This window comes from Fibrobacterota bacterium (genome assembly GCA_019509785.1).
In the GTDB taxonomy this organism is placed as follows: Bacteria; Fibrobacterota; Fibrobacteria; order UBA11236; family UBA11236; genus Chersky-265.
In genome coordinates this window covers 41,311-56,896 of sequence record JAEKLQ010000026.1, presented here as the reverse complement: position 1 = coordinate 56,896, position 15,586 = coordinate 41,311, and the positions used below count along the sequence as shown (strand labels likewise).

At 62.5% G+C, this 15,586-nt stretch carries 12 protein-coding genes; 8 read left to right on the top strand and 4 right to left on the bottom strand.

The features are described from left to right. Positions 1-92: 92 nt before the first annotated feature. From surE to JF616_05425, 4 genes are read left to right on the top strand one after another with little or no spacing between them, the layout of a single operon-like run. Positions 93-911, top strand: coding sequence for a 5'/3'-nucleotidase SurE (gene surE / locus JF616_05440; GenBank protein MBW8887187.1), 819 nt, complete (start codon positions 93-95; stop codon positions 909-911). Between the two features lie 28 nt (positions 912-939). Beyond that, complete coding sequence (gene gyrA, locus JF616_05435; GenBank protein MBW8887186.1) at positions 940-3,564, top strand: DNA gyrase subunit A; 2,625 nt, start codon at positions 940-942, stop codon at positions 3,562-3,564. A gap of 2 nt (positions 3,565-3,566) precedes the next feature. Next, positions 3,567-4,646, top strand: a complete 1,080-nt coding sequence (locus JF616_05430) for a hypothetical protein (protein MBW8887185.1) — start codon at positions 3,567-3,569, stop codon at positions 4,644-4,646. Further along, a complete protein-coding gene (locus JF616_05425; protein ID MBW8887184.1) occupies positions 4,643-4,888 on the top strand; it encodes a DUF2007 domain-containing protein in 246 nt (81 codons plus the stop codon). Before JF616_05430 ends, JF616_05425 begins: the two co-directional genes overlap by 4 nt. 64 nt (positions 4,889-4,952) lie before the next feature. Here JF616_05425 and JF616_05420 read toward each other — a convergent pair whose 3' ends face one another. After that, the gene (locus tag JF616_05420) at positions 4,953-6,371 is read right to left on the bottom strand and encodes a hypothetical protein (GenBank protein MBW8887183.1); all 1,419 of its coding nucleotides are present in this window, start codon (positions 6,369-6,371) and stop codon (positions 4,953-4,955) included. A gap of 123 nt (positions 6,372-6,494) precedes the next feature. Here JF616_05420 and JF616_05415 point away from each other — a divergent pair, with 123 nt between their 5' ends. After that, a complete protein-coding gene (locus JF616_05415; protein ID MBW8887182.1) occupies positions 6,495-8,690 on the top strand; it encodes a hypothetical protein in 2,196 nt (731 codons plus the stop codon). Between the two features lie 65 nt (positions 8,691-8,755). Here JF616_05415 and JF616_05410 read toward each other — a convergent pair whose 3' ends face one another. The 3 genes from JF616_05410 to JF616_05400 all read right to left on the bottom strand — a co-directional run bounded on the left by JF616_05410 (position 8,756) and on the right by JF616_05400 (position 11,676). Further along, a complete protein-coding gene (locus JF616_05410; GenBank protein MBW8887181.1) occupies positions 8,756-9,223 on the bottom strand; it encodes a hypothetical protein in 468 nt (155 codons plus the stop codon). A gap of 14 nt (positions 9,224-9,237) precedes the next feature. Then, positions 9,238-10,581 (bottom strand): hypothetical protein, encoded by a 1,344-nt coding sequence (locus tag JF616_05405; protein ID MBW8887180.1) that lies wholly within the window; start codon positions 10,579-10,581, stop codon positions 9,238-9,240. Between the two features lie 96 nt (positions 10,582-10,677). Continuing rightward, positions 10,678-11,676, bottom strand: coding sequence for a class I SAM-dependent rRNA methyltransferase (locus JF616_05400; protein ID MBW8887179.1), 999 nt, complete (start codon positions 11,674-11,676; stop codon positions 10,678-10,680). Between the two features lie 77 nt (positions 11,677-11,753). Between JF616_05400 and zwf the strand changes: the two genes are divergently transcribed. The 3 genes from zwf (at position 11,754) to JF616_05385 (ending at position 15,584) form a co-directional block, all read left to right on the top strand. Then, positions 11,754-13,331, top strand: coding sequence for a glucose-6-phosphate dehydrogenase (zwf, locus tag JF616_05395; GenBank protein MBW8887178.1), 1,578 nt, complete (start codon positions 11,754-11,756; stop codon positions 13,329-13,331). Between the two features lie 148 nt (positions 13,332-13,479). After that, a complete protein-coding gene (locus JF616_05390; GenBank protein MBW8887177.1) occupies positions 13,480-14,688 on the top strand; it encodes a pectate lyase in 1,209 nt (402 codons plus the stop codon). A gap of 44 nt (positions 14,689-14,732) precedes the next feature. Then, positions 14,733-15,584, top strand: a complete 852-nt coding sequence (locus tag JF616_05385; protein ID MBW8887176.1) for a TIGR02147 family protein — start codon at positions 14,733-14,735, stop codon at positions 15,582-15,584. The last annotated feature ends 2 nt before the right edge of the window (positions 15,585-15,586 follow it).

The following is a 15,586-nucleotide window of genomic DNA, read 5'->3' as shown; positions in this document are numbered from 1 at the left end:
GAAACCCCGGTTTTTGGTACCTTTCCTTCACTGTGAGGACGAAAATTTCCGTTCCGTTTTAAGGTCGGAAAACTGCTCTTTCAGCCAACGGAATGAAGATCCTTGTCACCAATGACGACGGCATCCGCAGCCCCGTCCTGAGCCTTCTGGCGGACGCGCTCCATGGCGAGCACGAGGTACGCGTTACGGCGCCTGCCACGGATCAAAGCGGCATGTCTCACTCTTTCACCCACGGTCTGGAGAAACGCCTGGCCTTCCGCGCAGATGCCTCTTCCCCCTATCCCAAGTACGAGGTCATGGGCACCCCGTGCGACTGCATCAAGTTCGCGGTGGCGCATCTTTTCCAGCCCGGGGAAATCGATTTGGTCCTCTCCGGCATCAACCTGGGCGAGAACGCCGGCATGAGCGCGGTTTACTCCGGTACCGTCGCCGCTGCCCGGGAAGCCGCCATGTGGGGCATCCCCAGCATCGCCGTTTCCGTCTGGAAGGACGAGCCCGGGCGCCTGGCGCATGCCGTGGATTGGTTGCGCAGGTTGCTTCGGCATCCGGCCATGCTGCCCAAGCGCCATGCCGGGGCCCAAAGCGGCGGCGACCGGCTGGCCGGCGGCAAGCCGGCTTGCTTCTGGAACGTGAATTTCCCCCCTTGCGAGCCGCACGAAATCCAAGGCGCATCGGTCACAACCATGAGCACGGTGATGTTCCGCGACAGCTACGAGGCCACCCGTTCCGAGCATGGGCTCACCGAATTCCGCCTGGTCGGCTACAAGCCGGCCGCCGAATTCCGGGAGGGCACCGACGATTGGGCCCTCGCGCGGGGCCGCATATCGATCACCCCTTTGCAAGTCGGCCAATCCGATGAGGCCGAGGCCCTGCGCGTAGCGGGGCTGAAAGCCGATTGGGACGCCCTATGATCCGCTTCGACACGATTGAGGAGATGGCATGACCGTACAGGCCCCAGGCAACGACAGGATCGTGAATACCTTCATCGAGGAAGAGATGAAGGTCTCCTACCTCAAGTATTCCATGTCCGTGATCGTCGCGCGCGCGCTGCCGGACGTGCGCGACGGCCTCAAGCCCGTGCATCGGCGCATCCTGTACGGCATGGAGAACCTGAGCCTCGCTCCCGAGCGGCCTTACAAGAAGTCCGCCACCATCGTGGGCGAGGTCATGGGCAAATACCATCCGCATGGGGACTCGGCCATCTACGAGTCCATCGTGCGCATGGCGCAGGAATTCTCGATGCGCTATCCCCTGGTGGATGGCCAGGGCAATTTCGGTTCCGTCGACGGGGATCCGCCCGCGGCCATGCGTTATACCGAGGCGCGCATGAAACGCTTCGCGGAAATGATGCTGCAGGACCTGGAGAAGGATACCGTCAACTTCACCCCGAATTACGATTCATCCTTGACCGAGCCCTCCGTCCTGCCATCGGCTTTCCCCAACCTCTTGGTCAACGGGAGCACGGGCATCGCGGTGGGCATGGCCACCAATATGGCCCCCCATAACCTGCGCGAAATCATCAACGCCTGCGTGGCCATGATCAAGAATCCCGACATTACCGTCGAGGGGCTTTGCGACATCGTGAGCGGGCCGGATTTCCCCACGGGAGCCACCATCCACGGCCGCAACGGCATCCGCGCGGCCTACGTGACCGGCAAGGGCAAGCTGCTGGTGCGGTCCAATACCCACGTCGAAGTGGTGAACAACCGCAACCGCATCGTGGTCACCGAGATCCCCTATCAGGTGAACAAAGCCAACCTGCTGGAGAAGATGGCCCATCTCGTGCGTGACAAGATCATCGAAGGTATTTCCGATTTGCGCGACGAGTCCGATAAGGACGGGATGAGCATCATCATCGAGCTCAAGAAGGACGCCTTCCCGGACATCATCCTCAATCAGCTGTACAAGCACACGCAGTTGCAAGAGACTTTCTCGATCCACAACCTGGCCTTGGTGAACAACCGCCCGCGCACCCTCAACCTGCGCGAGATCATCTATTACTTCCTGGAACATCGCCACGAAGTGGTGGAGCGGCGCACCCGCTTCGAGCTGAACAAGGCCGAAGAACGGGCCCATATCCTGGAAGGCCTGCGCATCGCCTTGGATCATATCGACGAGGTCATCGCCCTCATCCGGGGATCGGCGGACGCCGCGACGGCCAAGACCGGCCTCATGGAACGCTTCGGCCTATCCGAGCGCCAGTCGGACGCCATCCTGGAAATGCGCCTACAGCGCCTGACCGGGCTGGAACGCGACAAGATCGAGTCCGAATACAATGAACTTACCATCGTCATCGCGGACCTGAAGGACATCCTGGCGAACAAGCATCGGCGCATGGCCATCATCGAAAAGGAACTGACCGAGATCGCCGAGAAATACGGCGACGGGCGCCGCACCGTGATCGAGGACGCCGCCGACGATATCACCTACCTGGACCTGATCCCCAACGAACCGATGATCGTGACCGTGTCGCATACCGGCTACATCAAGCGCATCGGCACGGACGCCTACAAGACGCAAGGGCGCGGAGGCAAGGGCATCTCGGCCACCGGCCTCAAGGAAGAGGATTTCGTCGAGCATCTTTTCATCGCCTGGGCCCATAGCTACATCCTCGTGTTCACGAATATGGGACGCTGCCATTGGCTCAAGGTCTACGAATTGCCCGAAGCGGCGCGCGCCTCCAAGGGCAAGGCCCTGGTCAACTTCCTCAACCTGCAAGAAGGCGAAAAGGTCAGCGCCTTCGTGCCCGTAAGGGACTTCGAAGATCCGCGCTCCCTGGTGCTGGTCACCGAAAAGGGCGTCATCAACAAGTTCTCCCTGGAATCCTTCTCCCGTCCCCGCCAGGCCGGCATCAACGCCCTGACCCTAGACGAAGGCGATACCTTGACCCAGGTGGTGATGGCTTCCGAAGCCGACGACGTAATGATCGGGACCGCGTTGGGTCAAGCCATCCGCTTCCCGATGGGCAAGTTCCGCCAGACCGGCCGCGGCTCCCGCGGCGTCAAAGGCATCACCCTCGATGAGGGCGACAAGGTGATCGGCATGATCATCGCCGAGAAGGGCGGGACCGTCCTGACCATCACCGAGACCGGCTATGGCAAGCGCACCGATCCCGATGAATACCGCGTCACCGGCCGCGGCGGCAAGGGCGTACGGAACATCAAGATCACCGACAAGAACGGCCCGGCGGTGTGCATCGAATCGGTGCGCGAAGGACAAGAAATCCTGGTCATTACCAAGGACGGCAACGTCATCCGCTTGGGGATCGCCGACATCAACATGATCGGCCGCGATACCCAGGGCGTACGCGTCATCCGCCTCAACGACGGCGATTTGGTGACCGACGTTGCGGTGGTTGAGAGCGAGGATTTGGATCCGGACGCATTGGAGTCGGCCGAAAAGGCGAAAGCCGAGGCCGCCGGCTCGGTGGACATCGCGGCCCTCACGGCCGAGTCCGAGGATGGCTCCCAGCTGAACGGTTCCGCGGCTGAAGGCGAAGGGCCCGAAGGCGGGGAGAATCCCGAAGCCGGGGAAGCGGATCCCGGGACGGATCGGCCGGAGTAGCCATGTCGGGGGCGCGGCGCACCATTGCCTTCCGCCCCATGGCCTCCTTGGCCATAGCCCTGTCTTTATTCCTGGCGCGGCCATCCCAAGCGGTCCATTTCCCCGACACCGCCGATCTCAAGCAATCCTGGAAGTTGGCCGAACGCAAGGACGGCAAACCGATCGGGTTCTATCGCCTGGCCCATGGCGATTCCTTCGCGCTCCGGCTCGATTGGAATCCGGAAGGCTTGGCCGGGGTCCGTTACGATCAACCGGATGAGATCCCTTCCGATAGCTTCGCGGCCCTGACCCAGGAGTACGGCAATGGCGCCGCCTGGCATGAAACGTCGGGCGCGTTGGATTCGCAAGTGGTTAAGCGGTTCCCGGGCCTGCAGCAGGAATGGTTGCTGAAAGGCTACGGAGGCGAGCGTGGCTGGCTGGGTTCCGGGGTGGAACGCGGGCGTTATTTTCTCGTCTTCCGCGCGGAACCGCCCATCGCCCGCGTCCCGGTCGCCGGCCCCCTTCGCTTTTCGCCGGGGCTATTTGCCTACCTCGATACCTCGTCGGAATGGCTGCACGTGGCATGCAAGGACATGCCGGGATCATCCCAAGGCTCTTCCGTAGCGAAGCGCCCCAAGTCCGGGGGAGCCAAGCAAAGCGGGAAGCCGGTATGCTTCAGTCCCGGCGATGATACGCATTGGCTGGTGCGGGTGGACGGCCGCAAGCCGCTGCGATTGCAGGCGTGGCTCGATGAACAGGGATCGCCATCCCTGGCCGAGATTCGCAAGGCGATCGGCAAGGTTCCCGACGCATCGCAAGTGGATTACGCCAAGGACCTGTCGCAGATGCTGCTCGGCGAAGGGCAGATGTTTTTGGTCAAACTGTCGCAACGCCTGCCTTCCGCCTTCACCTGGCCCTCGTGGCAAATCCAGGATTTCAAAGGCGGGCAAGTGCCATACGCGGAATTCCTGCCTTTGGTGCGGCGCCAGGCCGAGCCCGGCGAATTCTTGCCGGCATTCCGCAGCGAGGATCCGGCTCTCCATCTCTCCGTGGATTTATATTACCGAGGTACGGTTCATCTGTACGCGGAGGGAGAACCATGAGTCTGGTCCCGGTATACAAAGCCTCGAGCTCAACCCAAGCCATCATCATCTGCAACCTGTTGAAGGAGGGGGGCATCGAGGCGCAAGTGCGTACCGACGACGCGAACGGACTCTTCCCCTCCATCGACCTTACCGACGGCGTGGACGTAATGGTGGATGATGCCCAGGTCGGCGAGGCGAATGCTTTGCTGGAAGAATTCCGGTCGGGCGCGACCGCCCTGGATGACGACGCCGAAGTCTGACGGCGGCCTACCGCGATTCGGATGGGAACGCTAGCACAGGCGGCCTGCTAGCACAGGCGGCCTGCTAGCGCAGGCTTATGGGGACCTTGTTCACGTCGCCGCCCTTGCGGATGTAGGTCGAGAAGTAGCTGCGGGCCTCGTCGGGCCGGCTCAGATTGACCAAGGCGTTCCCCAGCACCAGGTAAGGATCCAGCGCGTCATAACAGTAAACCGTCGCGTTCCGGCCATAGGGAAGCAGATCCTTATCGTTTTTCTGGCGCATCTGGAAATCCATGGCCAGGGAATTGCCTTCGCAGGAAAGCGGATCCCTGTCTAGCATCGCTTTCAGATTGTCGGAAATGGTCTGGTAATCCTCGTTGCCCATCAAGTCTTCCCATAAGGCCGCCAGGGCCGCCGCCGATCCCGGCCGCCGGCGCAGGGCGACCCGGTAAAAATATTTGGCCTGCTTCTCGTATCCGCGCGCGCCTAATTGCCGGGCCATGAATTCCTGCAGTTCCGGATCGGCCTCCTGGTAGTCCTCCTTGAGCTGATCCCAGGTCTGATCCGCCTTGAACTTGTTGCCGGTGGTGGAATACAAGCGGTACATCTCCGCGTTGATGACCACCTTGAGGCGATCCCAGGTGGCCAGTTCCAGGGACTTCTGGTAGGCTTCCACGGCTTCATCGGCGCGATCGTCCGCGGCCGCTTCCATCGCGCGCAGTAGCTGGAAATAATCGCGATAGGAAGGCGAATTCGCTTCGTGCTTGAGGAACTCACGCACTTCGCCCCATTTGGCTTGCTGGGCCGAGTTCAGGGCGGCCAGATATCCGATTTCCACTTCCGGAAAGCGTTTGCGCAAGGTGGCGACGACCTTGGGATCGGGAGTGCCGCCCATGAAGAAGGCGACCAGCAGCAGGTTGCGGGCGGCTTCCAGATCCAGCTGATCGGCGAAGCGGGACAAGGTGGACTGGCAAAGCGGGTAATCGCCGAGGTAAAAGGCCAGCATGGCCAAGTGCCGATTCACCGGTTGGAAAGACTGCGTGCGTGAACCCAGATTGCGCAAGACCAGCAATTGCGCGGAGTACAGCCTTTCCTTATCCAGGCCGTTCTGCAACTGATCGAGCCGGGCGGGATCGAGATGCCCCAGGTTGGGCATCAAGTAAGGCAGGCTGGCCTTGACGCGGCCCTGGGAAAGCCATACGTCCCCGACTTCCAGGATGGTCTTGCCCTGGTTGCCCGAAAGCTTGATGGCTTCGTCGAAATAACCCTTGGCCAAATCGATTTGGTTGCCGCGCGCGGCCAAGGTACCGAGCTTCATCCAATGCACGGGATTGTCGGGCTCGCGCGTAACGAGGGCTTGCAGGGAGTCCTCGCTCAACTCCTTCTCGTGGCGCGCGTGGGCGGCCCCCGCCAGAATTAATGCGCACAGGGCCGTACGGATGAACGCATGCCGGAAAGCATAGCTACGCAACCTATCGGCTGTGGAAATCGGCGGCATTCGCACCTTGGGATTCGGCCCCCCGGCCCTCGCGGGGCGGCCACTCGTACCCTCCAAATATAACAATGCGCCTCGGCGCGCGCGGCCGCGAACGGGGAAGCCGGAAGCCGAAATTGTATACTTTGCACCATGCCCGCACATCCCCAATATTCCCACGGCGAGGTCATCGCGAACAAGTACGTGGTCGATGGCATGGCCGGCGAAGGCCCGGCCTCCGTCACCTACCTGGCCAATAGCAACGCCGGCCGGCTGGCGGTCAAGATCTACCGTCCCGAGGTCTCCGCCAAGCTGATGGCGGCCCCGGACTTCTTCCTCAAGGCCGTGATCATGACCGAGATAGGCCATGACAACCTGGCCGCCTGCCTCGACGTCCAGGAGGAAATGGGACAGGTTTTCGTGGCCAGATCCTTCGTCGAGGGCGAATCCTTCGAGGATTGGGCCCGTAAGCACCGGGGCGAGCCCGGGCATTTCGCCCGCGGACTGGAGCTGCTGTGGCAAGTCTCCCAAGGTCTGGGGGCCTTGCATGAGCGTACGCGCCACTTGAACATCCATCCCGGGAACGTGATCGCGGGCCCGGTCGTCGCCAAGCTTTGCGATCCCGACCCGCGCGCCTTGGGTAACACTGAAATGACCCCCGATCCCCTTCCCCTTCGCCCCGAGTACCGGGGCTATCGGGCCCCCGAGATGGCGGGCCGAGGAGCGGGCTTCCTCAGCTATCCCAGCAGCGATCTTTTCGCCATCGCGGGCCTCCTGTATCGCCTGGTCAAAGGCGAACACCCCTCCTCCAATCCCGCCCAAACCCTCAACGATGCGCGCGGTATCGACCGCGATCTGGCCTTATTCCTGGGTAAAGCCTTGCATCCCAAGCCCGAAGAGCGCTTCCAGGACGCGGGGGCTTTCGCCGATGCGATGTGGGAACTACAAGCAGTCATGCAACGGCTACAGGATCGCATGGGGGATCGCCCCGCTCCGGCCGCCGCTTCCGCCCCGGTGGCCCCTCCGATGCCTGCCGAACCCGTCGCCGCCAAGGAGCCCACCTTGTTCGGCACGCCCGCCAAGCCCGCCGATAGCGATTCCTTTTTCGATTTTTTTCCTTCCGAAACCGCACCGGCGATGCCGTCGGCCGGCGGACAACAACCATTCGGCGCCGAGAGCCCGGGATCTGGTAAAAACGCCGACGGATTCTTCCCGGATCCGCGCAAGCCGGGCGGCGACACCTTATTCGGAGCCCCGGCCGTACCCTCCGGCCAGCCCGTAGCGAGATCCGAACCCCCGCGCCGCGAAAGCGCGCCTTTCGCGCCCCCCGGCGGCCTCGCCGATCTGGAGCAACCGGGGACCCTATTCGGTAAACCCGTAACACCCCGTTCCGGTTCCAAATCCCCGTTCCGGAACGAGCCCCCGCCGCAGAACAAACCCATGTCCGTAAGCCTGTCTTCCCTGGAGAAGGATCCCATGGAAGCCGCCGGCTCGATCGGTTCGGGCGGCTTCACCACCTATGGCTTCAAGGGCGCGGGCGACAACCGCACCGGGATCTACAATCCGGACGGGAGCGCCGCGGCGGCCAAAGCCAAGCTCAGGCTCCTGTTCGGCATCGCGGGCGGCGTGGCCATCCTCGCTGGCCTGGCGGCCTTGTTCATTTTCCTCCGCGGCAATGCCGCCGAAAAAGCCAAGCCCTCGGGAACCCCGGTGGCGGTATCCGATGAATCCGTCCCCGCCCTTCCCCCTCGACCCGCGGCCAACGCCCGCCCGACGACGGCGACGGGCCCGGGCGCTTCCAGCCAACCCGAACCGACCGCGGTCCCCCCGCAACCCTCCGCGGACCGGCCCCCTTATCCGGAGGGAGGGGAGTCCGGAAAGAACCAGGCCGCGCCGGCCGGGGCGAATACCGGACCGGCTACGGGTTATTCCGAGCCACCCATGCCGGTGGAGCCCGCTCGTCCCGGCTCCGCTCCGGAGGCCAGCGCGCCGTCCGCGCCTAAGCCGCCCAAGTCTTCCTACCAGGGTAACTCTCATGTTACTCCGGAGAGGGAGGCTTCCCTGATGAGCATGGTGCAAGCCCGGGATTGGCCTGCTTCCGCCGGGGAGCGGCTCAAAGCCGCGGACGACCTGAACGACTTGGGCAGAACCGCCGAGGCGAACCTGCTGTACGGAAAAGCCCTGATCGCCGAAGGCGTCTCCGAAAAGCAAAAGGTGTCCGCCTTGGGAGGATTGGCGGTGACCTTCCAGGCCATGGGGATGAAGGCCCAAGCCAAGGACGCGGTCGACAAGATTCTGGCGATCAATCCCAGGAACGGTTTCGCGTTGAAGTTGAGATCGAAGCTGTAGCGAGGGCGTTCCGGCTTATCCTTTTCGCTTCCCCTTTTTCGCTTCTCCCTCTTCGCGGCTCAACCTTATTCGCCGCCTGCCTCCGGATAGCTTTTACGTCCCTCGGGAATCCAGACCGGCTCACCCTCCGTCCTCGGCGCCCCTGGAACGAGCCCGCCGTCCTTCACGGTGATGGAGATGCGCGCCATGGAGCGCAGCATTCCCGGACCGGCCTGGGGGCGGCCCAAGGCCTCGATGGCTACGCGCAGATTCGGATCGATGCCGCCGGAAAAGAACACGTTGGGGAAGCCCAACCATAAGGCGAGCAGGTTCTCCGCCCCGTCCCCGCGCCATTCGTAGCTCCAGCGTTCCCCCCGGAAAGGCCGCGGCAGGCCCGGGGCCCCGAGCTCAATGAAAGATTGCTGGCAATGGCCCGAAGCCTTGGCCTGGGAAACCAACAAGCCTGCCAGGGCAGGCGTGGCCGCGGGTCCTTCGAGGCGGGTCTGCAAGGGCAGGATGACGCGGGTGCTATTGGCCAGGACGATAAAGCTCATTGACCGGAAATCCCTTACGCCGGGGCGCGGGACTGGGCCTCGGCCAGGGAACCGGCCAACGCCTCGCGCAGGGAATTCCCCACGGCGTCCCAAGCGGAGTATCCGAACGTCTCGTCGAAGTGGGCCTCCAGGCTCCGCAAGGTTTCGCCGTGCTCGCGGTATAAGGCGCGGATGCCCTCGGCGAGGCGGTCTTGCGCGGCGGGAGCCGGCGGCAGGGAACCTGCCGCGCCTTCCTCCAGGTCGAGAGCGGCCGCCACGGCCGGGTTGGCCCGCCCGGACCAAAGCGCATGGGCCGGCTCGGCCTGGGCCCGTTGCAAGGTGTCTTGATGGGAGGCCAGAATCGCGGCCACCCCGGACAGCGCGGATATGGCGGATGCCAAGGGCAATCCACCGGATAGCTCGCCGCGCGCGGCGGCCGGGACATGGGAAGGAGCGGACAACACCCGATGCAGCATGGGGTGGCGGATGGCGATGGGACGGCTCGCGGCGGCAGCGGGATTCCGCAGGGTCGCGAGATGGCCTTCCGGTTCCCCGTTCGGTTCCAACCAGAATACCCAGGCCCCGTTCCCGCTCGGCCCCATGCCGCGGATGCGCTCCCCCGCCGCTTGCCGGAAACCTTTTTCATCCAGGCCGATCCCGCCTCCGAACCAATGCGAGATGCGATGGTTGCGGCCGTAGAAGCATCCGCCCTGGATCGAGAACCAAGCCGGACCCGCGCCCATGGGCGTCAGGTTTTCCACCACAGCCTGGACCCAATTCTTGGCGTCCCAATGCTTGCCTAGGCTGACGGGGATGCGGTCGGCGGGATCCGCCTCCAGGCCCGCCATCAGGATGAGGCTACGCTTCCCGCCGAATTCGAATTCGGCCAAGGCGCGCTGGCCGATGAAATTATGGGGCAGCAAAGTGGGATAGAAGCGTTCCGCCAGCGCCAGGAAGCCGGGGATTAGGGGCGGTTCAACCTGGGCCTGCAAGATCACGTCCACGCCGCCGGTGAAATCCTCGCGGCCGGTAAGCGGCGAAGTGCCGACCACCTGCACCGAAAGCGATCGCGGCGGTTCCGCGCTTTCCGTCACGGCGAACAGGCTATCGGGTATGCCAAGGTAATATGCATGCAGATCCCCCGAGGCCTTTTGCACGCGCAATTCCCAGGCTTCGCCCGCGTAAGATTCGGTGTCGCCTCGGCGGATGCGCAGCGGGATGAATTCTTGCCCGAAAGAGCCCGCGGCGGAAACCTGGATTACCAGCGCCGTGGCGGTGTCCAGGCGGGACAGCGCATGATGGAGGCGATCGCCTTGGCGATCCTCGAGGCCCAAGGGCACCAGCACATTGCGCGAATTAAGTGCGACCTGGAAGGACATTCAGGCTCCTGCTTCTCGCGGGAAAATAACTAATCATTTGCGATCGCGGTTGCGACAGTGTCGAACCTGAAAGATCGCAAACTTAAAGTGGGGAAATCAGCGCGTTCGGGCGGCGAATCCGAGCATGGTGCCTTCTACCGCCGCGCCCATGCCCAGCGGAACCGCGCGCTCATCGACTTCCGAAGGGGGGCGGGCGGCGTCGAAGTCATCGGGCAAGGAGATACGCTCGAGGGACAAGGGCGTACGGCCTTCGGCGCGTAGGACCTCGTCCAAGCGCGCGCGGAAGCGCGCGGGCGCGATGCCCCCGTAATTCGTCATGGCGTATAGCGTCCCGCCCGGCCGCAACAACCGCGCGCAGGCCCCAGCCAAGCGGAAGTAATCCTTCGCGAAGGCGAAGGTCCCTTCTTGGTTCCGGGCGAAGCTGGGCGGATCCAGGATGATGGCGTCGAAGGCCATGCCTTTCTTGGCGGCCCATTCCAGGTACTTGCCGCTGTCCATTTTCACGAAACGCATGCGGTCGGCAGGGAGGCCGTTCAGGGCCAGATTGTCCTTGCCCCATCCCAGGTATCGGGCGGATACGTCCACGTTGGCGACCGCCGCCGCGCCACCGGCGGCGGCGGCCATCCCGAGCGAGCAGGAATAGGCGAACAGATTGAGGACGTCCAGGCCCGTACACGCCTCCGCCAATGACTCCCGCAATTCGCGGGTATCCAGGAAAAGCCCCACGTTGCGCGGATGCCGCGGATAGACGCGGAACCGCAGCTTTCCCTCGCGCACCTCGGCGGACTCCGGCGCTTCCCCGAGCAGCATGCGCCCATCGTCGCGGCCGGCCTCGCCTTTGTTCCCGCGATCGATGAGGGAGAGTCCCCGCGCGCCGGTGGTTTCCGCCAAGACCTCGGCGAAACCCGGACGCAATAAAAAAGGATCCTTTGCGTAGGCGTAGGCCACCAACCAGCCCGCGAAATGATCCACGATCAGGCCCGGGGCCGCCGAGGCCGCGCCGTTCAGGACCCGGAAGGCATCGGTTCGATCCATCAACGCGCGGCGCCGTCTCCAGGCGGTTTCGAGGACGGTCCTGAATGAGGCTAAATCCATGCGCGAGCGCGTTCCTGTTACGGTAAACCGGGCGGAAAATTATAATTTTGCAGCACCACGAACGGGGATTCGCCGCCATGACATTGACATTCGATGAAAAGACCAGGAGCTCGTCCAACTTCTTCAACAACAAGGGCGGCGCGGACGAATGCCTCATCGTCATTTTCGGCGGTTCGGGGGACCTCGCCAAGCGCAAGCTCTTCCCCGCCCTCGGGAACCTGATGTTCAAGAAGATGATGCCGGCCAAGTTCCAGATCATCGCGGTGGGCCGCAAACCCATGGAAACCAAGGAACTGCTTTCCATGGCGAAGTACCCCGCCGATTTCGAGAAGCATTTCCTCTACCTGCAAACCCATTACGACGCGGCCGGGATCCAAAAACTGAAGGAAACCTGCGACCGCGTCTGCAAGGAAACCGGCATCCCGCCCAACTACCTCTTCTACCTGGCCATTCCTCCGCAGGGTTATGCCGAGGTGGCCTTGGCGCTGAAGCAAGGCGGCATGGTCCATCCCCCCCGGGGCGGGAATTGGTCGCGCCTGGTGGTCGAGAAGCCCTATGGCAAGGACATCGGGAGCGCCACCGAGCTCAACGAAAACCTGCTGTCGTGCTTCGCCGAGAAGCAGATCTACCGAATCGATCATTACCTGGGCAAAGAGTCGGTCCAGAACCTGCTGGTGTTCCGCTTCGCCAATTCGGTGTTCGAGGCCATCTGGAACCACAACTACATCGAGCACGTCCAGATCAGCCATTCCGAATTCCTCGGGGCCGAGGATCGCGCCGAGTATTTCGATCAAGCGGGCCTTTTGCGGGACATGATCCAGAACCATCTGATGCAGATCCTCTGCCTGGTGACCATGGAGCCGCCGGTAGGCCTTTCCGCCGACTCCATCCGCGACGAGAAGGTGAAGGTGCTCCGCTCCTTGCGTCCGCTGGACCTGGCGGCCCGACCGCCCGTGGCGGTACGCGGCCAATACGGGGAGGGCGTCATCAAGGAGAAACCGGTCATCGCTTATCGCGAAGGCAAGGGCATCAAGCCGGAATCCAGTACGGAGACCTTCGTCGCGATGCGGATGAACATCGACAACTTCCGCTGGGCCGGCGTGCCCTTTTACCTGCGCTCGGGCAAACGCCTAGGCCGTAAGGGCACCGAAGTGGTGGTCACTTTCAAGAAGCTCCCGCGCATCCTGTTCAACAAGCCGGGCGTTTCGCTCGCCAGCAACCGCATCGTGTTCAAGATCCAGCCCCAGGAAGCCATCCTGCTGGAGTTGACGACCAAGAATCCCGGCCAGAGCTTCGAACTGTCGGACACTTCCATGAATTTCTGTTACAGCGATCACTTCGACACCAGCGCGGACGCCTACGAACGCCTGCTCCTGGACGCGGTGCTGGGCGATCCCACCTTGTTCGTGCGTTCCGACGAGACCGAGCTGTCCTGGAAATTCCTGGATCCGCTTCTCAAAAATTGGGGCTCTACCCCGGCGGGCAGCGCCTTCCCCAACTACGCGGCCGGCAGCGAGGGCCCGGCCGATGCCGCGAAGGTGCTATTGCCCAATAGCGAAGGGGAGCCGACCGAATGGATCGACTTCGAGAAATACGACAACGTTTGCCCGCCCCCGACGGATGCCGCGACTTCGCCTAACGGGCCGCGGCCATAGGGCCTATCCCCCATCTTCCATCCCGGTCCCTGGACACAAAGGTGCCCACGGAGCCTGATTTCCCGGGGTCCTGAAGGATATTCCCTGCCTACTTTCCATCCCACGGATGCGAACCCGGTTTCGCCGCCGTGAATCGGAAGGACGAAGTATGCACGGGATAATAAAGGCTTGCTTGCTCCATTTTTCCCTGGCGACTTGGCTTTGGTCGGCATCCGTAACGGACCAACCCGGGGGATGGGCATCCCTCAACGGCGGGACCAAGGGGGGCGCGGGCGGCACCGAGGTAACCGTGAGCACCATGGCCGATCTCCAGAAGTACGCGAAGATGGAAGGCAAGTACATCATCTGGGTAAACGGCGTCATGGGGAACGCGGGCACCAGCGGCCAATCGGACGGGGACCGCGTGGTCGTGGCTTCGGATAAATCCATCCTGGGCCTTCCGGGAGCGACCGTGAACGGCGGCTTCGACATCCATAAAAGCGTCGGCAACATCATCCTCCGCAACCTGAAAATCCAGGGCCCCGGGGCCTACGACGTCGACGGGCTGGATGCGGTGCATCTGGAAAGCGAAGCCAAGAACATTTGGCTGGATCATCTGGACATTTCCGACGGCGAAGACGGCAATCTGGATATCACCCATGCATGCGACTATATCACCGTGAGTTGGACCAAGTTCTCTTATACTTCCAAATCGTATGCCTCGGGAACTTCCGGCAAATCCCACCGCTTTTGCAACCTCATCGGCCACTCGGATAAGAATGCTGCGGAAGACTCGGCCCATCTCCTGATCACCTTTTATAAGACGTGGTGGGCGGACGGCGTCGCCGAGCGCATGCCCCGCGTGCGTTTCGCCCAGCTCCACGTCGCCAATTGCCTTTTCACCAGCGCCGACCCGGGCCAAGCCTACTGCATCCGCGCCTGCCATCGGTCCAACATACTGGCGGAGGGCAATGCCTTCATCGGGCAGAAAACCCCCATCGACACCGGCTTCGATCCCACCTTCACCGCCATTACGGTGAGGAACAACAAGTTCGATAAGTGCGAAGGCAATACCTTGGGGGCCGGCCAATCCTTTACGCCCGCCTACGCGGCCCTCGCCTTCACCGATCCGGAAAAGCTCCAAGCGGAAATCAGCGACGCGAAGAGCGGGGCCGGAGCGACCCTGACGTGGGGAACCGTAACCTTGGCGTTACCCAGCCGCCCCGTTTCGGCCCTATCCCCCGATCCCCGCGTCGTCGACCTAGCGGGCCGTAGCCTCGGACCGGTAAACCGCCGCCAAGCGCTCAACCTCCTCAAAATGTCTAAGAACATCGCCGGAAATCCGGGGCTGGGCACAATTGTTTCCGGCCTCCCGTAAAATCCCGCCTGGAATAGCCTCACCTACGGGTATCTTTTCCGGTAATGGATACCCCGCCCCGGAAGCCGGCCCTCCCGCCGCCCGATGTCATCAACTATACGAATTACCGCCAATACCTTTCGGATACGCATGCCGCCCGGAAGGAAAGCGATCCCCGCTTCTCGGTGCGGGCCTTCGCCAAGGAAGCCGGGTTTTCCAGCCATACCTTATTGCGTTACGTTCTGGACGGTAAAAGGAACCTGAGCAAGAAAAGCCTTTTGAAGCTGACCCTGGCGCTCAAGCTGCCCAAGGACCGCGCCGAGTATTTCGAGAACCTGGTTTTCTTCAACCAATCCAAGACCTTGGATGAGAAGGACGTCTACTACCAAAGGCTGCTGAAGTCCGGAAAGCCGAACGGATTGAAGAAGCTGGAAGCCAGCCAATTCCGGATCTTCAATACCTGGTACCATAGCGCCATCCGGGAAATGCTGGCGCTGGGGAAATTCCGGAACAGCCCGGAATGGATCGCGGGGCAATTGCAGCCGAAGATCGAACCGCGCGAAGCGCAGGAGTCGCTGAAGCTCCTGCTGGAAGCCGGATTGATCAAGCGCACCGCCAATGGCTTCCGCGCCGTCGACGATTCCATCACCACCGACGACGAAGTCCTCCCGCTCTTCGTGAGGAACTACCATCTCCAGATGATGGGTTTGGCCATGAAGGCGGTGGACGCGGTGGACCCGGAGCAACGGGATATCTCGGCGGTCAGCTTCGCGATACGGGAAGGGGATTTCCCCCGGCTTAAGAAGCAAATCCAATTGATGCGCAAGGAGCTGCGTAATTTCGCCGTGGAGGACGGCCAAGGCGAGCGCGTGGTCCAGGTCAACATCCAACTCTTCCCCTTGAATCGCGGAGCCTGAAG